General features: G+C 63.4%; 14 protein-coding genes. 7 read left to right on the forward strand and 7 right to left on the reverse strand.

Annotated features, from left to right (window positions below; all coding sequences use genetic code 11):
• Positions 1-67 precede the first annotated feature (67 nt).
• From M1D51_RS03010 to M1D51_RS03020, 3 genes are all read left to right on the forward strand, one after another.
• A complete protein-coding gene (locus M1D51_RS03010) occupies positions 68-409 on the forward strand; it encodes a hypothetical protein (RefSeq protein ID WP_172323965.1) in 342 nt (113 codons plus the stop codon).
• Positions 410-1,191: 782 nt separating this feature from the next.
• A complete protein-coding gene (locus tag M1D51_RS03015; RefSeq protein WP_458107041.1) occupies positions 1,192-1,590 on the forward strand; it encodes a helix-turn-helix domain-containing protein in 399 nt (132 codons plus the stop codon).
• Positions 1,587-2,441, forward strand: a complete 855-nt coding sequence (locus tag M1D51_RS03020) for an IS3 family transposase (protein ID WP_458107040.1) — start codon at positions 1,587-1,589, stop codon at positions 2,439-2,441. The genes M1D51_RS03015 and M1D51_RS03020 overlap by 4 nt, the downstream gene beginning before the upstream one ends.
• 149 nt (positions 2,442-2,590) lie before the next feature.
• On the opposite strand, the gene M1D51_RS03025 is transcribed toward M1D51_RS03020, so the two are convergent.
• The 6 genes from M1D51_RS03025 to M1D51_RS03050 all read right to left on the reverse strand — a co-directional run bounded on the left by M1D51_RS03025 (position 2,591) and on the right by M1D51_RS03050 (position 9,422).
• Positions 2,591-4,342 (reverse strand): glycoside hydrolase family 35 protein, encoded by a 1,752-nt coding sequence (locus tag M1D51_RS03025; RefSeq protein ID WP_458108479.1) that lies wholly within the window; start codon positions 4,340-4,342, stop codon positions 2,591-2,593.
• Between the two features lie 18 nt (positions 4,343-4,360).
• Entirely contained in the window at positions 4,361-5,059 is a 699-nt protein-coding gene (locus M1D51_RS03030) for a hypothetical protein (RefSeq protein ID WP_458108480.1), read from the reverse strand.
• A 5-nt stretch (positions 5,060-5,064) separates the two neighbouring features.
• Positions 5,065-6,006 (reverse strand): carbohydrate ABC transporter permease, encoded by a 942-nt coding sequence (locus M1D51_RS03035; protein WP_458108481.1) that lies wholly within the window; start codon positions 6,004-6,006, stop codon positions 5,065-5,067.
• Positions 6,006-6,932: a carbohydrate ABC transporter permease gene (locus tag M1D51_RS03040; protein ID WP_024818234.1), complete on the reverse strand. Its 927-nt coding sequence runs from the start codon at positions 6,930-6,932 to the stop codon at positions 6,006-6,008. The genes M1D51_RS03035 and M1D51_RS03040 overlap by 1 nt, the downstream gene beginning before the upstream one ends.
• Positions 6,933-7,052: 120 nt before the next feature.
• On the reverse strand, positions 7,053-8,333 hold the full coding sequence (locus M1D51_RS03045) for an ABC transporter substrate-binding protein (protein ID WP_172326301.1): 1,281 nt from the start codon (positions 8,331-8,333) through the stop codon (positions 7,053-7,055).
• A gap of 75 nt (positions 8,334-8,408) precedes the next feature.
• Complete coding sequence (locus tag M1D51_RS03050; protein WP_458108482.1) at positions 8,409-9,422, reverse strand: hydroxyacid dehydrogenase; 1,014 nt, start codon at positions 9,420-9,422, stop codon at positions 8,409-8,411.
• A gap of 164 nt (positions 9,423-9,586) precedes the next feature.
• On the opposite strand from M1D51_RS03050, the gene M1D51_RS03055 reads away from it, so the two are divergent.
• The 4 genes from M1D51_RS03055 (at position 9,587) to M1D51_RS03070 (ending at position 15,608) form a co-directional block, all read left to right on the forward strand.
• A complete protein-coding gene (locus tag M1D51_RS03055; protein ID WP_458108483.1) occupies positions 9,587-11,563 on the forward strand; it encodes a heparinase II/III domain-containing protein in 1,977 nt (658 codons plus the stop codon).
• The gene (locus M1D51_RS03060; RefSeq protein ID WP_458108484.1) at positions 11,560-12,708 is read left to right on the forward strand and encodes a LacI family DNA-binding transcriptional regulator; all 1,149 of its coding nucleotides are present in this window, start codon (positions 11,560-11,562) and stop codon (positions 12,706-12,708) included. The genes M1D51_RS03055 and M1D51_RS03060 overlap by 4 nt, the downstream gene beginning before the upstream one ends.
• Positions 12,708-14,618 carry a DUF2264 domain-containing protein gene (locus M1D51_RS03065; RefSeq protein ID WP_458108485.1) on the forward strand — a complete coding sequence of 637 codons (1,911 nt, stop codon included), beginning with the start codon at positions 12,708-12,710 and terminating at the stop codon, positions 14,616-14,618. The genes M1D51_RS03060 and M1D51_RS03065 overlap by 1 nt, the downstream gene beginning before the upstream one ends.
• A gap of 189 nt (positions 14,619-14,807) precedes the next feature.
• Positions 14,808-15,608, forward strand: a complete 801-nt coding sequence (locus M1D51_RS03070; protein ID WP_458108486.1) for a GNAT family N-acetyltransferase — start codon at positions 14,808-14,810, stop codon at positions 15,606-15,608.
• Between the two features lie 182 nt (positions 15,609-15,790).
• On the opposite strand, the gene M1D51_RS03075 is transcribed toward M1D51_RS03070, so the two are convergent.
• The gene (locus M1D51_RS03075) at positions 15,791-19,279 is read right to left on the reverse strand and encodes a discoidin domain-containing protein (RefSeq protein WP_458108487.1); all 3,489 of its coding nucleotides are present in this window, start codon (positions 19,277-19,279) and stop codon (positions 15,791-15,793) included.
• Positions 19,280-19,413 lie beyond the last annotated feature (134 nt).

The raw sequence follows: 19,413 nt of genomic DNA on the forward strand, positions 1-19,413 counted from the left end.
ATGTCCGATGCGCGGCGGGGGCCCGGCACTGATTACAATCAGAGGGACGTCGACCACTGAGGGAATCATGAAGAAACTCACCACTGTCCTGATCGCTGCCGGGCTCATCGCCACGGCATCCGCCTGTTCCGCTCAGCAGCAGCTGACCACCAAGGAAACCTGCGACCGCGTTGGCGTTGCCGCAGCCGGCATTCCCCAGAGCCCCAGCCAGACCGCCACCATCCGCGCCGCCAACGCCATCCGGCCTATCGAGCCCGTTGCATCCACCGAGATGAAGCCGGTTGTAACCGCCATCCTGGAATTCCTGGACGAGCAGGCCAAGGAAGCCCCTGATGAAGCGAAGCTGGGCGAGCTCAATGCAGCATTCCAGGAAGCCGGCACCAAGTACGGCGAGCTCTGCCGCGGCTAATGACGCCCGCGCAACTGAAGGCTCACTCGTTGGAGAGACAGAGCTGAATAAACAGAGCTGAATAGACAGAGCTGAATAAAAAGAGCTGAATAAAAAGAGCTGAATAAACAGAAAGGGACCGGTTGAAGAACCGGTCCCTTTCTGCGTCCCCGACGCTCTATCACGTCCCACCCCTTATTCCCTGACGCTCTTCCACGTCCCACCCCTAATTCCCTGGCGCTCTTCCACGTCCCACCCCTAATTCCCTGACGCTCTATCACGTCCCACCCCTAATTCCCTGACGCTCTATCACTCCTCAGAGAGAGCGGGAGACGGTTGGGGAAAACCGCGTGGGATGTGGGAGGGGGTTGGTGGGAAGGGCGGGGGATGTGGGAGACGGTTGGGGAAAACCGCGTGGGATGTGGGAGGGGGTTGGTGGGAAGGGCGGGGGATGTGGGAGGGGGTTGGTGGGAAGGGCGGGGGATGTGGGAGGGGGTTGGTGGGAAGGGTGGGGGATGTGGGAGGGGGTTGGTGGGAAGGGCGGGGGATGTGGGAGGGGGTTGGTGGGAAGGGCGGGGGATGAACTGCTCCCCTGAAGTTGGACTGAGAATTTCAGTTCCGATTTGAGGGGAGCAGTTTTTATGTGTTCGCGTAGTTCTTTGTCTGTGGTGCAGCGGGTCTCGGCTGTAGCGTGTTTTGAAAGGGGTCTGGGGTATCGGGCGGCGGCCCGGTACTTGGATGCGCCGCCTGTGCCGGTCAGGGGACTGTATGGGTTATGGAGGATTCATGGGCGAGGAGTGTTGGTGACCAAGGCGCCGAAGTCATACTCTTTCGAGGTCAAGCTGGCGCTGGTGCAGCGGTTCCTGGCGGGCGAAACCGGGCCGGACTTGGCTGTTGAAGCGGGCCTGTCTTCACGTCAACTGCTGCAGAAATGGGTCAGGGCTTATCGATTGGCGGGTGAGGATGGGTTGCGGCCAAAACGCAACGGCACGCCAGCGAAGCCGAAGGTCGCACCTTCTCGGGAACCCGGGGCCGTGCCCTCGCGGAAGCCTGGTGCCGTGCCGTCCGTGAAGTCCGGGGCAGCTCCGCGGTCTGCGGAGGTTTCGGAGCTTGAGCAACTGCGTCGGGAGAACGAACTGTTGCGGGCTGAGGTGGCCTACTTGGGAAAATTGCGGGCCTTGAGGGCTCAGGAACGACGGTGAAGGTTCAAGCCCTCGTTGCTCTCAAGGCTGATTACCCGCTCCCGGTTCTGCTGCGGGTCGCGGGGCTGGCCCGCTCGACGTTCTTCTACCATCAGGCCCGGCTCCTGTCCCCGGACCCGAAGGAAGCTCTCAAGAGCGCCATCACAACGATCTTCACGACCAACCACGGCCGTTACGGACATCGCCGCATCCACACCGAGCTGGTGAAGCACGGCTGGACGGTGGCGAAGAAGACCGTGCTGAAACTGATGCGCGCCCTGGCCCTGCGCTGCAAGGTTCGGCAGCGGAAACGCTATAACTCCTACCAAGGCGAACAGGGCGTGATTGCACCGAACCTGCTGAACCGGGAATTCGACGCCGATGCTCCGAACCAGAAGTGGGTCACCGACGTCACCGAGTTCCGCGTCGGGGACCGGAAGCTCTACCTTTCACCCGTCATGGACCTTTTCGACCGGCAAATCATCTCCTATTCCATCGGTAACTCCCCGAACCTGGAACTGGCCAACACCTCGCTGCGTCAGGCCATCACCTGCCTGGAACCGGGTCAAAAACCGTTGGTGCACTCGGACCAAGGTTTCCAATACCAGCACGTGTTCTGGCGGCAACTGCTCAGCGAAGCCGGCGCCACCCAGTCAATGTCCCGCAAGGGCAACTGCTACGACAACGCGGTCATGGAGAACTTCTTCGGACATCTCAAGGAAGAACTCTTCCACCACGTCCGGTTTCTCAGCACCGACGCCCTGGCAACAGCACTGCACGAGTACATCCGCTGGTACAACAACGAAAGGATCTCCACCAAACTCGAAGGCCAGAGCCCGGTCCAATACCGGGCCCAGACCCTCGCAGCCTAAAATCCCAATAGCCAGTCCAACAATCGGGGACCAGTTCAGGATGTGGGAGGGGGTTGGTGGGAAGGGTGAGGGATGTGGGAGACGGTTGGGGAAAACCGCGTGGGATGTGGGAGAGGGGTCGCCGGTGGGGCGTGGGATGTGGGAGGGGGTTACTTTTCGTAGGGGCCCAGGTCAGGCCCGACGACGAAGCTCACCTCGCGCGTGGCGCTTCCGTGGAGTTCCAAAATGGCGAGCTCGTTGGCGCCTTCGCGGATCAGCGGGCCGGGAACATAGAGGGTGCGTTGCGGCCCGCGGCTCCAGTAGCGGCCCAAATTGAAACCGTTGATGAATGCATTGCCCTTGGTCCAACCATCCAGCCGCAGGAAGCGGTCGCCCGGGCCATCGGCCTCAAAAGTGGCAAAGGAGATGGACGGACCAGCCACACCGGCGGACGCGGCACCCCGAGGAAGAGCAACCGCAGCCGCCCGGAATGCGTCCAGCGAGGCCAAATCAACAGCGCCGACTTCCCAGTCCAGCACCTCATCACCGTTCAGTAATGCAGGCCCGATCAGCCCCTTCGCCTCGCCGATCCTCTGCCCGTAGTTCACCCGGCCCTGATCCTCCAAAAGGACCTGCAGGCGACCCCCACCGGGAATGACAACAGTGCGCTCGCCCAGTTCCCGGCTGAGAACGCCAACGGGCACGCCGTCCAGAAAGAACTGGGCCCGGTCCCGCACCTCGGAGAAGGACAGAACTCCGCCGCCCTGCAGCAACACCTCGTAGAGGTAGAAGCCCCGGTACTGCCCGGTCACCTCCACCGGTGGAATGGTTTCGGACACCAGAGACGTAGACCCGGCAACAGAAAGCAGCGGCACAGACTCAGAAACGGCCACCACGGAAACCGGAGCAGGTGCCCGGGGAACCGGCTCCTCCGCAGGAACCGGGAAGTGCTTGGCTATGACGTCCCGGAACGCGAAGTACTTGGCCGTCGGATGTCCGTCCTCGGACAAAGGGGCATCGTAGTCGTAGGAGGTGATGGTGGGCTCGTAAATGCCTTTGTCGTTGGCCCCGTTGGTGAACCCGAAGTTTGTTCCGCCGTGGAACATGTAGATGTTCACTGAAGCCCCGGCCGTCAGCAGGGCGTCCAGTTCGGCGGCGGAAGCAGCGGCGTCGGTGGTGTGGTGGTGCGTTCCCCAGTTGTCGAACCAACCGTTCCAGAACTCGGCACACATCAGTGGGCCAGTGGGTTGCCGCTCCCGCAGAAAACCAAGCCGCTCAAGGGAACGCGAGCCAAACGTCCCGGTTTTGTGGAGTTCGGGCAGCGAGCCGTCCTCGATCATGGTCCCGAACGGCTGATCGCAGGTGAACAGCGGAACGTCCACACCCAGGCGCTTGGACAGGTCCACCAGATGCTGCAAGTAGGCTTTATCGTCCCCGTAGGCGCCGTACTCGTTCTCAATCTGGAACATGATCACCGGCCCGCCCTGCGTAATCTGCCGCGGCACCACCACCGCCAGCACGGCTTCCATATAGGAGGAGACGGCGGCCAAGTAGCCGGGCTCGCTGCTGCGGACACCCACCGTGGGGTCGGTGAACAGCCATGCCGGGAGCCCGCCGTTATCCCATTCAGCGCAAATGTAGGGACCAGGCCGGACGATCGCGTGCATCCCGGCGTCGGCCACCAGGTCAAGGAACCGGCCAAGATCCAGTCCGCCGTCGGCAATAAAAGCACCTGGGAAGGGCGAGTGCTCATTCCACGGCACGTAGGTCTCGATGGTGTTCAGACCCATCAGCCGGGCTTTCTCAATCCGGTCCGCCCAGAGATCGGGGTGCACCCGGAAATAGTGGATGGCTCCGGAGAGGATGCGGAACGGCTGGCCGTCCAGGAGGAAGTCCTGATCGCCGATTGCGAAGTTGCTCAAAAGAGGTCCTAACAGGGTCTACGCGGAACGCAGCACAGCGTGGAAAGCGTACGAGGCGTTGCTCCAGATCACGAACAGCAGCGGCGCCGGGGCCAGCGCGATACCCAGGACCGGCTGCATCACGGCGGCGGACACGATGATCCCCAGCAGGATCAGCAGGGCCAGGCTGAGGTACCAGCGCTGGGCCACCAAATAAAGCGAAGCCTTGAGGATGCTTTTCAGCTTCGCCTCAGGCAGGAGTACGACGCCGGCAATCGCCGTGACGGAAAGGGTCACCGTCACGGCGGCTGCTACGACAATCAGCGGCACCAATAGCGCGGCACCGGGAAGGGTAGAAGCATTGTTCTGGATGACGGCCAGGTCCACGCCGAGGAACAGAAGCATGGCCACAGCCCCAACGCCCAGCACTGCGGACTTGGCGAAACTGCGCTTGTATCCCCGAAGGAAAGCGGCAACCGGCTTGACCGCGCCGCCGTCGTCGTTCAATGCCTTGAAGGCAGCGAAGATGCCGGCGAGCGGCGGAGCGATGGTGACCGAAAGCGCCAGGAAGAACGGCCACGCAGAAGCGGGGTCGGCCACCAGCGACAAGCTGAGGACCAGGGGAGCGTTGGCCACGGCGAGCAGCGCGTTCCCGGCCAGGAAGGTGTAAGTGAACCCGAAAATACTCCCGAAGGTCTCGAATCCCGGCCCGGCCCAACGCCGCGGTTTAGCGCTCACACTACTCATCCTTTCATCCCGCTGGTGGCAATGCCCTGGATGAAGTAGCGCTGGCCGATCAGGAAGATGATGAGGATGGGGATCACGGAGATCACCGAGCCGGTCATGATCATGGCGTATTCGGCGTCAAACTGGCCAACGAAGGACCGCAGGCCCAACTGGACAGTCCAGAGGCGGTTGGACGTGAGGTAGATGAACGGGCCCATGTAGTCGTTCCACGTGTTCACGAACGTGAGCAGCGCCAGGCTGGCGAGGGCCGGCTTGGACAGCGGCAGGATCACCCGGGCCCAGATGCCGTACTCGCTCAGGCCATCGATGCGGGCGGCTTCACAGAGCTCGTCCGGGATGGTCATGTAGTACTGACGCATCAGGAACACACCGAACGCGCCGAATGCCTGCAGCAGGATCAAGGCGTTGAAGCTGTTGGTCAGGCCAAGGTTCTGCATCATGATGTACTGCGGCACCATGTAGGCCTGCCACGGAACAGCGATGGTGCCGATGTAGGCCAGGAACAGCACGTCACGGCCCGGGAAGCGGACCTTGGAGAAACCGTAGGCAGCCAGCGAGCCCGTGAGGACCTGGAGGCAGGTGATGATCACGGCGAGGTACAGCGAGTTCTGCAAGTAGCCCATCATGGGAATCCGGGTCCAGATGTCCGTGTAGTTGCTCCACACGAACTCCTGCGGAATCCACTGGATGGGCACCGTGAGGACCTGGTTGTTCTCCTTCAACGACGAGGAAAGCATCCAGATGAACGGCACCATGAGCGCCACCACTAGGACCACCAGGACACCGTAGATGACGATGTTCGCGGTCCGCTTCTTCTGCTCCCGCGGGGAGCGCTTGCGGTCAGTACGACGACGGTCTTCCGCAGTAAGTGCCCCTGACGGAGACGGAGCTGCATCCGCCAGATGTGTGGCTTTGAGGTCTTCGGCCATGTTGGTCATCAGCGTTCCCTCCGCTGTTGGATCTTGAACTGCAGGACGGTAACCGTCAGCACGATGATGAACAGGACCAGCGAGATCGCCGAGGAGTAGCCGAACTTACCTTCGCCGATGCCTTCCTGGTAGATCAGCTGGGACAGCACCGTGGTGGACCGTCCGGGGCCACCGTTGGTCATGACCACAATGAGGTCGAATACTTTGAAACTGGAGACCGTCAGCATGACCACCACAAAGAACGTGGTGGGACGCAGGGACGGGATGGTGACGTTCCAGAAACGCTGCCAGGCGCTGGCACCGTCAACTTCGGCGGCTTCGTACAACTCAGTGGGGATCGCCTGAAGTCCGGCCAAGTACAGGACCATGTAGTAGCCCATATCGCGCCACACACTGGTGATGATCACAGCCGGCATGGCCCAGTCCGAGCTGGAGGTCCAGCCGGGAGGGTTGGCGATGCCGATGGCGCCGAGGAACTGGTTGATGGGACCGCTGTCCGGGCTGAACAGCATGTTCCAGACCACCGCCACAGCCACCAGAGAGGTGATGTACGGGAAGAAGATGGCTACCCGGAAGAAGCCGATGCCCTTGAGCTTGCGGTTCAGCAGCATGGCCAGCAGCAGTGCCAGGGCCATGGTGAGCGGCACGTGGCCCAGGGCGTAAACAACGGTGTTGCGCAGCGCGATCCAGAACGAATCGGAGGCGAACATGCGCTCGAAGTTGGCCAGGCCAATCCACTTGGGAGCGCTGAAGGAAGTCCATTCCATGAAGGAGAGCGCGAACGCGGCCACGACCGGAATGAGGGTGAAGGCCAGGAAGCCAAGGAAGTTCGGAAGGATGAACGTCCAGCCGATCAGCGTGTTACGCCTGGCTTGCTTCCTGTTGCCGCGGCTCTGCACTGGGGCAGGTGCCTGGGGGATTGTTTCTGTAGTCATGATGACCGCTCCCGGGTGGGGGCGTTCCTCCATTTCAGGATCCGGAGATTTCAGGTCCGGGTTCCGGTGCTGCGCCTCAAGGAAGCAGCACCGGAACCGGGGAGAGCTACTTGCCTGGCGTTACTTGCCCAGGACTTCGCTGGTGACGCGCTTGCCCATCTCAGCGATGCCGTCATTGACGGAGCGCTCGCCGACCATGATGAGGTCGTGCTCCTGGTTGAGGATCTTGTCCGTTGCAGCTGACTTGTCGCTGACGGGCATTTCCAGTTCGGTGGTGTCCGGGGTGAAGGCTTTCTTGGACAGCTCGTCCGTGGGCATGCCATCGAGCTTGAAGTACTCGGCGGTGATGGCATCGTTCTGCAGGGCCGGGACTACGCCGATCTTGGAGATCGCCTTGGCACCTTCTTCGCCGGCTGCCCACTCGATGAACTTCTTGGCTTCATCGGAGTGCGCAGCGTTCTTGTTCACTGCGAAGGCCGTGGGCGAACCGAACGTGGTGACCTTGCCGTCGTCGTTCTTCTGTGGCATTGGAGCCAAGCCCCAGTTGACGTTGGTTTTGGCGTCCTTCTTGGCCTGCAGGATGCCGGCGATGTACCAGGTGCCCATGGGCATCATGGCCGCTTGTCCGGACTCGAACATGGTGCGGTAGCTGGTCTTTTGGCTCTTGGCGGTGCCGAAGTCCAGGGTGGCGCCGGACTTCTGCAGGTCCAGTGCGGTGTTGTACTGGTCCTCCATGAAGCCGTAGTCACCGCTGTTCTGGTCGGCGCCGTTCTGGGCCGCCGCAGTGGCCTGGACTACTGAACGCCAGATGTGGTGGTAGGTGCCGTAGGTCTTCTTGCCGCCGGCCTCGGTGGAGAGCTGCTTGGCGATCTCGGTGTACTTTTCCCAGGTGAGGTCCTTGGGATCTTCAATGCCGGCAGCCTTGAACAGGTCCTTGTTGTAGTACAGCAGCCAGAAGTCCTGGCGGTAGGGAGCTGCGAAGTACTTGCCGTCGATGTTGAAGGCGTCCATGCCGGCGAGGTTGTCCTTGCCCACCTTGTCCACCACGCTGTTGATTTCCTGGAGCTGGCCGTTGTTGGCGTAGCGGGAGTAGTCGATCACGTTCTTCATGGTGAGGACGTCGGTGGTGTCGCCGCCGGCCAGCATGGTGGTGACTTTCTGGGGGTAGTCGTCAGCCAGGATGTCCACGGGTTCAATGTCCACGTTGGGGTTGGCAGCCTCATAGCTGTCAAAGAGGGCCTTGAACTCCGGGGTGCCCTCGTAGTTCCATACCGAGACGGTCAGCCGGGTCTTGCCTTCGGCCGCCTGCGGTTCGGCGGGACCGGCAGCGCCGGCGCAGCCGGTGAGTCCGAGCCCTGCAGTCACCGCGAGGGCGATTGCGGCGAGGGTTGTGCGCTTCATTGCGTTCTCCTTTAGTACTGGGTTTTAAGTTTGCCGTAGGTGCGGCTTGGGTGTGACTTGCGTGGGGGACCGGGCCTAGGCGCTGAGGCCGAGGTCCGCATGGACTACTTGGGCCAGGAGGTCCTTGCCGGCGAGGTACCGTTCAAGGTCATCCAGTGCGGCATCGGACATCCGCCGGGTTTCTGTTCCGAGCGAACCTGCGATGTGCGGGGTGATGATGACGTTGGGGAGGTCATAGAGGGTGGAGCCGGCCGGCAGTGGCTCGGGTTCCGTGACGTCCAGCAGGGCCGTGATCCGTCCGGTGGCGCACTCTTTTTCAAGGGCTGCCGTGTCCACCAGCGATCCCCGGGCGGTGTTGATGAGGGTTGCGTGGTCCTTCATGGCTTGGAGCTCCGCCGTGCTGATCATGTTGCGGGTTTCGGGGAGCGCGGGGGCATGGATGGTGACCACATCGGAGACGGGCAGGAGTTCTTCGAGTGTGACCAGCTTTCCGCCGGCGGCCGCTACTTCCAACGGATCGGCGTAGGGATCGCTGACGAGGCAGGTGACGTCCTGGAGTTGCTGGACCAGTTGTACTACGCGGCGGCCGATGCGGGAGAACCCGACGACGCCTACCACGCGGCCGATGTTGCCCAGCTCTCCGCGGTCCGCGATGTAGCTCCAGTCTTCCCGGTACGTGCGGGCGTCGTTGGCCAGGACGTGCGCCTTCTTGCCGGCCAGGACGATCGAGGCGAAGGTGAACTCGGCGACGGGGATCGCGTTGGCGTCCGCTCCGTTGGTCACGGTGATGCCGCGGTCCCAGAGTTCCTCGCTGACGAAGCTGCGCACTGTTCCTGCACAGTGGAACACGGCCCGTAGCTTGGGCATGCGCTCCAAACGCTCGGCATTGAGCTGCGGAACTCCCCAGCTGGTGAGGAGGATTTCCACCTCTTCCAGGCGGCCCTGCAATCCGGGCTCGTCCAAGGAATCCGTCCACGGCAGGTCACCAAGGTCCACCAGTCCTGCCAGCCGCTCCAGTCGTGTGGAGTCGAACTGGTCAGCAAAGGTTCCGCTATTCATGACCAGCAGTGCCTGGGGCTTGAGCGACATTGAGGGGATCCTCCCTTCGAGATTCTCAACGGCCTGTTCGACCGTGTTTTATGTGTTGCATCACATCTAATAATCAGTACATACTCATAAACAAGACAGTTCATTCAACTCAATCGAGCTTGATCAAAAACATTCAGACTCGAACAAATGAGAGAAGAATTCCTATGGCAACCGGCACCGCCGCCGTTCCTGCGCCACCCCTCATGCGTGCTTGGGGTGATGCTGCCAGCGCGCCCGCCCTTGAGAAGGCGCTTCAAGGCGCCCGTGATCGCCTCACCATTCGTCCAGCGTCCGACGCCGGATGGCAGCTCGCTGCCGACCACGCCCTTGCGGAACTACGCACCCAAGCAGAAGCGGAGAAGGGGACCCCTTGGCCTCAACCGCTGGTGTCCCACTACGCGCGCTACTTCCGGGACGGCAACCGCACGGCGTACGAGGGACTGGTGGCGAGCCGGCAGCAGCGGCTGACGCGCGCCGTCGTGATGGCAGCAGTGGGTGGCCCCGAGGGCTGGCTCGACGAAGTGATCGACGGCGCCTACCTCCTGTGCGAGCAGAGCTCGTGGAGTTGGGCGGCGCACGATGACGTGTACAACCGCAGCGGCGAGGTAGTCCCGGACCGTTCGCGGCCCTACCTGGATCTCGGCGCCGGGGAAGTGGTGGCACAGCTAGCGTGGGTGGACCATCTGCTCGGTGCTGCCCTTGATAGCCGGGCCCCGGGCCTTCGCCGCAGAATCAGGCTTGAAGCGCAAGAGCGCGTGATCCGCCCTTTCCAGGAGCGCCTCGACTGGCACTGGCTGGGGTTGGATGGCGATGTCCACAACTGGAACCCCTGGATCCACTCGAACATCATTGTGGCGGCATTGCTGCTGGTTGATGACCCACAGCTGCAGGCGGCGGTGGTTGCCCGCTGCATCGAGGGACTCGACCGCTTCCTCGCCTCCATCCCGGCCGACGGCGCAATTGACGAGGGCTTCGCCTACTGGTGGAACGGTGCCGGACGTGCACTGGAAGGCCTGGCGTTGTTGGAGGAAGCCAGCGGCGGTGTACTGAACCCGGACCTGCCCGTGATCCGTGCGCTGGTGGCCTTCCCGCACCGCATGCACCTGGGGCACAGGTGGTTCCTGAACGTTGCCGATGGTCCGGCCCGTGCCCACCACGGACTCCCGTGGGGCATGCTGCACCGCTGGGCTGTCCGGCTGGGGAACTCCGACGCCGCCGCGCATGCCGCCGCCTTTGCCGCCGTCGAACCTGAACCCAACGCCGCCTCGGGACTGGGCCGCGTCCTCACCCAACTCACCTCCCTCGCCCAACTAGGTGACAGTAAACGTCGCAATGAGGGTCCAATGGGACGTTTACTGTTACCCAGTTGGGGGACGTACCTGCCATCGGTCCAGATCATGGTGGCCCGACAAACTCCGGGATCCTCCGATGGGCTCACCCTTGCGGCCAAGGGCGGGCACAATGGCGAGCACCACAACCACCGCGACGTCGGTTCCGTGGTGGTGGCCGTGGATGGTGTGCCCCTGCTGGTCGACGCCGGCCAGCCCACGTACACAGCTCAAACGTTCGGGCCCGATCGCTACCGGATCCGCGCCATGCAGAGCGCGTGGCACAGCGTCCCGGCGCCTTTCGGGTTGGAGCAAGGGACGGGTTCATCCTTCGCGGCGACCGTTCTCCAGGAGCCCACTGCGGAGGAACCCACGCTCGAGCTCGGACTGGGGGCTGCCTACGGGTTGGACCACCCCGAGCAGTGGATCCGCACCTCGCTGATGAACCGGGACCTGGGCTCTGTGGTGATCGACGACCGCTGGAACCTTCCCGCGCAGGCGCCTGAGGGAAAGCACGCGCCTGAGGGAACGCACGACGTCGACATCACCTACCTGGTTGCCGGCACCGTCCGCGTCGGTAAGGACGCTACCGCGACCATCACGCCCGAAGGTATTCCGGCTGCGGAAACCACCAAGGGCCTGCACCTGCGCTGGAAGCCCGCCACCGCCGTCGTGCTGGTGGACCAGTGGCTCCTGGACGATCCGCTCCTCAGCGATATCTGGGGCGAAAAACTGACCCGGATCCGATTCCGCATGCCCGCCGAAAACCGCGCTTCGGGCGCGTTTACCCTCACAGTGGAGGCAACATCTTGAGTTCCGAGCAGACCCCTGAAACGGGCGGCAAGTCCCTCTTTTCCCTGCAGCGGCGGGAGCGGCTCATGGAGGAATTGCGTGCGCACGGTGCCATCACGGTCCGGGATATCGCCGCAAAGCTGGGCGTCAGCGAGTTGACCATCCGGCGTGATGTGAACACCCTCGCAGACGAAGGGCTGGTGTCCAGGGTCCACGGCGGCGCGACGCTGCCCAGCCCCTTGGACCGATCGGCTGCCGTGGGGAGGCCGTCGGCGCATAGCTACTCCATTGGCATGGTGGTTCCATCGCTGGACTACTACTGGCCCCAGGTCATTTCCGGTGCGCGCGGGGAGGCCGAAGCGCAGAACCTCCGCATCCTGGTCAGGGGTTCCGCCTATGACTCCGCCGACAACCGCCGCCAGGTCCAGGCGCTGCTGGACACCCAGAACATCGACGGCCTGATTGTGGCGCCGGACATGAGCGGAGAGCATGGCAAGGAACTGCTCCGCTGGCTCAATGCACTGCCCATTCCAGTGATCCTCGCTGAGCGTCGGGCGCCGTTGGAGATACCGGCCCACCGTTTGGAATGGGTCGCAACAGATCACTCATTCGGCGCCGGAATGGCCGTCCGGCACTTGTGGCAGGAAGGGCACCGGATGATCGGCTGCCTCACTGATTCCACGAGCCCCACCAGTCCGCACGTGGTCCGGGGCTGGAAGCAGGCCATGGCCGCACTGAAGATTCCGCCGGAAAAGTCCATCCATGAGGACTCGGCCAAGCTGGACAACGGCGACCGCGCCAAGCACTTCGATCACGTCCTGGACCTCTGCCGTTCCTCCGGGACCACAGCCATGCTGGTTCACTCGGACACCCAGGCCGTGGCGTTCGTGCAGCACTGCGTGGACCGGGGAGTGGACGTTCCCGGAAGCATGGCGATCGTGGGATACGACGACGAAGTTGCCTACCTCGCCGAACCCGCCATCTCAGCGGTCCGGCCGCCCAAAAGCTACGTCGGCAAGGTGGCGGTCCAGCTCATGGCTGCCCGCCTGGCCGAAGGAAGGATGCGCCCTGTGCATCGCATTGACCTGAACCCTGAGCTGATTGTCCGGGAATCATCCGTCGGAGCCCCGCGTGGACTGGCCGGCGTACTGGAGGATTCCCTCTGATGCTGCTGCCGCCTTTGGATCACCAACTCTCGCCCTTTACCGGCCTGACCCGCGAGCACTGGTGCGCTTACGCGGACCACCTCCTGCGCTCCGCCCATCGCTTTGGCACGGAGGACCATGCCAATATCCACCTGCCTGGAGCCAACAGCAGGTACGGCCCACGGAGTGATTCGCTGGAGGCCTTCGCACGGACGTTCCTGTTGGCCTCGTTCCGGATGGCGGGCGATCCCTCTTCCACAGGCTGGATCGCGGAGTGGTACGCCGCCGGGCTCGACGCCGGGACCAACCCCGCCAATCCTGACCGGTGGCCGACGCCCGGTGAGCTGGGGCAGGCGAAGGTTGAGGCGGCGTCGTTGGCTGTTGGTTTGGCACTGACCCGCGACGTCCTCTGGGACAAGCTCCCCGAACGCGTGCAGGAGCAGCTCATCGCTTGGTTCGAAACCGTGATCGGCGAGGAATATCCGCCCATTAACTGGGTTTGGTTCCAGATTGTGGTGGAGACGTTCCTCGCCTCGGTTGGAGGGCGGTATTCCGACGAAGACATCGACGCCGGCCTCGCCATCCACGATTCCCTGTACCAAGGCGGGGGCTGGTTCGCCGACGGCCCCGAGCGCGCCTACGACCACTACGTTGGTTGGGCGTTCCAGGTGTACCCGCAGCTGTGGGCGATGATGGCGCCCTCGGATCCGCGGGTCACTGCACGGAAAACGCTCGACGGCGACCGGCTGGCTGACTTCCTGGACGACGCCGCGTTCTTGGTGGGGGCGAACGGTGCTCCGCTCATCCAGGGCCGCAGCTTGATCTACCGGTTCGCGGCCGCGGCGCCCTTCTGGGTAGGGGAGTTGTCCGGGCACACCCGGCTGGCCCCCGGCATGGCGCGGCGGGCAGCCTCCGGAATGCTCGACTACTTTGCCCGGCACGGGTCCATCACTGACGAGGGCCTCCTGTCCATCGGCTGGCATGGCGAGTTTGCGGGCATGAAGCAGGCGTACTCCGGTGCGGGCTCTCCGTATTGGGCTGCGAAGGGGATGCTCGGGCTGGCGCTGCCGGCGGATCACCGCGTGTGGACCTGCGTTGAAGAGCCCCTGCCCGTTGAGGTTGCCGACACCCAGCGGCTGATCGCGGCCCCGGGGTGGCAGGTTGATGGGACCCGTGCGGATGGCGTGGTCCGGATCCGGAACCATGCCACGGATCATGCTGTTGTTGGCGCTGTGGTGGCTGATTCTCCGCTGTACGCGAGGATCGGGTACTCGACGCACACGTTCCCGGACCTGACGCCGGAGTCGGTGGATAACGCTGTGGCGTTCGTTGACTCCTCCGGCCGGCTGACGCATCGGACAGGGTTTGAGTACCTCGGCTCGTTCTCCGAGGACGGCGTTCAGGTAGGTGCTTCCCGGTTCACTGCCCACTGGATCGAACCCGATCCCGATGCCGGCCCGGATCACGGCAGCGGGGTGTCCGGTGTCGCGACGGTCGGTCCTTCGGTCACGGTTGTTTCGGCGACGCGGGGCGCGGTGGAGCTTCGGCTGGTGCGGATTGCCGGCGCTTCGGGCGCTTCCGGGCCTGCGTTGCGGATTGGCGGGTGGCCGGTGGATGCTGCGTCTTCGGAGGTCAGCACTGTACGGGCAGTGGCCGGGTATGGCCTGGAGTTGGATGCCTCCGGGACTACCACCCGCTCCGGTGCACACCCGATGGGTTCGGAGCTCACCATTCCTTGGGTGGGTACCGCGGGCACCGCGCACGACGGCGACTACGCCGCCGTCGTCGTCCTCACCGGCGAGGGAGGTGCTTCGCCGGGCGGGGGCGTCACGTTTGTTGCGGGCCAGGGGGAGGGCGAAGACCGTTTCGTGTTCGCCGACGGTGCATCGATACCCCTTTCCTGGCTGTGGCCTTCCCGGTTCGAGGCTTAGCTGCGGGTTAGGTGATTCCTACCATCTAACGCGCAGCAAGCCATCGAACCGGCGGACCCACGGAGGTGGGGTTGTGCCCGTTTCGGGGGTTCGCTGCTGAGTGTGCCGTGCGTACGGCATCGGGCGCAGCGAGCCATCGAACCGGCGGTCCCGCGGAGGCGGCCTCATCCCCTGCAGTAGGCTCGCGGAATGAGCCACAGCGAAGACCGCGCACGTTTCCTTGCCGCCTATGACCACAATCTCCGCACCGACGCCGAGACCCCGAGCGCCCTCAAAGTGACACAGCACGGCCGCGTGCGCTGGGTGACTTTCATGAAGGGCCGCGGCTTCGTAACGTACCAGAACCTTGGCGACGCGGATGCGCACACCATCGGGCGGCTTGTTGCTGAGTCAGTTGCCTACTTCCGCGCAGAACCTGAGATCACCAGGGTGGAATGGAAATCCCGCGGGCACGACCATGCGCCGGGTTTGCATGAGGCCCTGATCGAGAACGGCTTTACCCAGGACGAGCCCGAGTCCATCATGATCGGTGAAGCGAAAGCACTGAGCCCGGAGGTGCCACTTCCCGACGGCGTGACTTTGCGGCAGGTCACTGAGGAAGCCGATGTTCGGGCTATGAGTGCCATGCAGGACGAAGTCTTCGGCGAACCGGTCTCCGACGAGATGGCCGATGCCTTGCTGCGCCGGCTGTCATTGGGGGACGGCATGCAGCTTTGGGTTGCCGAAGCTGAGGGGAAGATTGTCAGTGCGGGACGCTTGGAGCCCGTGCCTGGGACAACCTTCGCCGGGATCTGGGGCGGTGCCACCAGGGAAGAATGGCGTGGCCGGGGGATTTACCGGGCCTTGACGGCTCGTCGCGCACAGGCCGCCCTCGAAATGGGCAAGACCCTGATCCACAGCGACTCCACCGAATTCTCGAGGCCAATCCTGGAACGCTCCGGGCTGCTCAAGGTCTCCACGACCACGCCGTACCGCTGGGTGCGTGGCTGAGAAGATCAGACGACTTTTCCGGCCAAGCGCCGGTTGAGAAGGTCCACTTCATCCAAGACTTCTGCCCGGGCCCGGTTCCCTTGTAGCTGTTCATTTTGCCCATAGTCGTCCCACTTCGGTGAAAACTCAGCGGGGCCCCTCAGGATCGAAATCCCAAGGGGCCCCGCTATTTCAGAAGTTCCTTACTTGCCAGCCGCGAAGTAGCTCACGCACTGCCCCTGGTTGGCGAACACTGGCTGGGGGCTGGTCTTCCAGCCGTCGCCCTTGCACGCGTCCTTCCCCGTGGAGACCGTCACGCGGTATTCCTTCGTGGTGCCGTCCGGCGCCGTCACGGTGACTACCGCCGTCGGGCTCTCAGCGGTGGGTTGTTGCACGGTCACCTTGGCGTTGGTGTCCAGCGGGTAGCCGACGACGACGGGAGTCGCCGTCGCGGTCAGCACCCGGTAGTCGGTGGTTCCGGGGGCGAAGCCCACTACCGAGGCCTGATTGACCAGGAGCCGGCCGAGATCGGCCAGTCCGGCGTCGGCCAGGCGTGATCCCGCAATCGCCACTTCAGCGATCTTCGTGTACGAGCCCGTGGTCACGAATGAAACCCTGATCCCGCGGGTGGTGACGGGGTCGAAGCGAACCGTCGCGGGGGTGGAAGTAGAGAGTCCCGTGATGGTTCCCGCCGAGGTGTCCTTCCATGTTCCGGAGGCGTCCTGGTACTGGACCTTGAGGCTCGCCGCTGCCTTTTCCGCGGACGTTACCGTCACGGAGGAGACGGTGTAGTCGCGGCCGAAGGTGTAGCTCAGGTTGTCCCCGGCCCGGCCGCCGCTGACCCAGTTGGACCAGCGGGTGGAGGCGTTGGCATCACAGGTGTTCTTCGCGATGTAGGAGCCTTCGGTGTAGCTCGCGGTGACAGAGGTGGTGGAGTCGTCCTTGCAGATGTTGCTGCTCGGAACCCGGTCCACCACCAGCACTGTGAGGGTTGCAGGCAGTGAGCCCGCCGTGCCCGGCACTGTCACTGTGCCGGTGGACTGCAGGGCGGATTCAGGGAGGGAAGCCCAGTCCCACGTCACGGGGAGCGGGTTGCGGGCCGGGCCGTCGCCGATGTGTCCGGGGACGGACGTGGGCGCAGCGGCCTGGACTTGTGCCACGGTAGAACCAACTCCCACTGTTACGGATGCGGGATCTGTGGCGACGTACTGCCCAACCGTCACAGTGAGGAGCGCATCGTCAAAAGCCTGCCCGTAGGGATCTACGCCGGAACCGCGGAGCGTCACCTTCCCTTCCTTCTGCCAAACAGCCGGATCAACAGAAGACCACGTCACAGCCAGCGGCTTGCCAGGACCCGCCTCATACAGCGGCGTCACTGTAGAAGGGAGGGTAGGCGCAACGCCAGTGAGAGTGCTCAGTTCAACGGGAGAAACACCCAGGAGCTTCAGGTCTGCAATGTCCGTGAAGGCCCACGCCTGATGCGGGTTGGCCAATGCCGCGGCCGTGGTTCCCGTGGAGGATGCCAGTGCTACGGAGGTTCCGGCGGCAGTTTGGTTGCCCGAAACCTGCAACGCGATGGCTGCGCCTGCATTGACCAGTGACCATTGTTTGCCGTTCTCAGTTGTCACTATCCACTGTGCAGAAGGAGTGGCTTTGGCCTGATCCAGCGTGAGCGAGGCCAGTGTTGCCGCGCCGCTCTGGCTCCCGTTCAGGACTCCACCGTTGCCGGTGAGCACCTTTCCGTCCTTGTTGGTCAGAACCCACCGGCGATCGTTCGCGAACTCGTCGTCAGCGTTCACAGCGTTGAACGTCCACATCTGCGGAGCCACGCCTGCTGCGTCGCCGCCCAGTTCCTCGATCGATGCAGTTCCGTTCGCCCGCCCGGTCAGGTACTTGCCGCTCGCCTCACCGCTGAGGTGGTAGCTGTGGCCGTCCTGCACGGGTGCGGCGTCGTCCGAAACTCCACTGACGCCGTCGACGACGAAAGTCACCACAGACGCGGCAGGAACCTCCAGCGTGGCGGACTTTGCCGCGGTATCCACGGCCACGGGTGCGCCCTTGACCAGGGCGTTCTTCTCGATGTCGTCCAGCGGGGACTTGGTGGTGATCACGGGAGTGACCTTGGCACCGGGAGCAATGGAGCCGAAGCGGCTGAGATCAATGGTGACCTTTTCCGGCGTCGGGGTGTCATTGAAGTGGACCAGTGTTGCACCGTTTCCGTCGGCGCGGAGGGCGCTGGCGGTCTTGGCGTTGTCGTTCTGGATGAGGAAATCGCCGGGCCGGATGTAGTGCGTGAAGTTCCGTGTGGTGTTGTATTTCTGGTTGGTCAGGACCTTGCACTTGGCTTGTTCCTGGGATGCGCCGTCGTTGATACGGCGGTTGGAGAAGCCTTCGCGGCCTTCGTAGTTGCAGTCGAAGTCGATGTAGATGGAACCCCAGCCTTTGTCGGCTTTTTCCTGCTTGTACGTGTCCTCAACGGGCTGCCAGAACACCCAGGCGTCGGGCTCCAGTTCGCGGAGGTCATTGACCATGCGGCCGGCGATGCCCAGGCCGTTGGTGATGTTGGAGCGGTCCCAGCCGCTGGTTGAGTCGCCGAGCGCAGGGTTGCCGGTCCAGAAACCGCCAACCTCGCTCATCCACAGGGGTTTGTCCGTGGAGTTGGCGAGGTCGCGGACCCGGCGGCGATCATTGGTGCCGTAGGTGTGGACGTTGAGTTGGGCAACGGCGTCCTTGGCTTCCTGGCTGTAGCCGTTCCAGTTGGTCATGAACTTGCTGGGATCGGTCTCGTCCATTGCGGAGATGACGGCGTCCGTGGTGCCCTTTTCCAGCTCGGCGGCCAGCAGCTTGGTCACGCGGTCCTGGGCAGCCGGGTAGATCAGCGCACCTTCCTGCTTCTGCGTGTAGGTGGTGGGCGGTTTGCCGGTGGCGGCGTTGATGTCCGTTCCCCAGTAGCCCGAGTTTGGCTCGTTGAACGGATCGATGGTGTCCACTGTGATGCCGCTGCCCTTTTCGAGGAGTTCGACGGCGTTCCTCATGTACGCGGCGAACTTGGCTTCGGCTTCGGGCAGGAGGTTCTCGCCCTTGGCGGTGTTCACTTGGCCGGAAACGTAGCCGCTCTTGGTCATGAACCAGGGCGGGGAGTTGCTGAACGCTTCCCAATGGGTGATCTGTTGATCGGCGGCGAGTCGCTCCACCCACCAGCGCTGGTTTTGGTCGGCGTCGGGGTTGTAGGACGCGGGGTCGTCAGGATCCCAGGCGTTCAGGAACGCGAGTTTGTTGGCCTGCGTCTTGTCCACGGTTCTGTCCGGGTTGTAAAGGTTCGACGCCGGTTGGCCGGGTTGCGCTTCAGTGACCGGCTTCCACCATCCCTCCACAGCGCTGCCGTCGTTGAGGTAATTGGCCACGTCCGAGGCATTGCCGCCGCCGACGTTGTAGCGGGCGATGTTGAGGTTCAGTCCGTTCTCACCGAAGACCTTCTGGTACAACTCCTCACGCAGCTCGGGGGAGTATCCCGCCGTCGCGTTCGCAAACCAGACCAGGCTGGTTCCCCAGCCTTCGAACGCTTCGCCGCGGCTGGCGGGGTTCGGGGTGATGGTAACTGCTGTTGCGTCGTCTGCGATTGCTTGGGGAGTGGCTGCCGGCAGGAGTGCCATGCCGGCAGCAGCTGTGACGGCTGCGGCCAGTATTGCCACTGGCCTCCGGATTCTTTGAGCGGTAAACGCCATGGGTGGACCTCATTGTCAGGGTTTGTCGTGTGGGTGCTGCCCGCCTTCAGGGAAGGCCGGCCATGCCGAGACTATGAGGCTCTTTGGACTGCAACAAGGCA

This window comes from Arthrobacter sp. R3-55, from assembly GCF_054161505.1.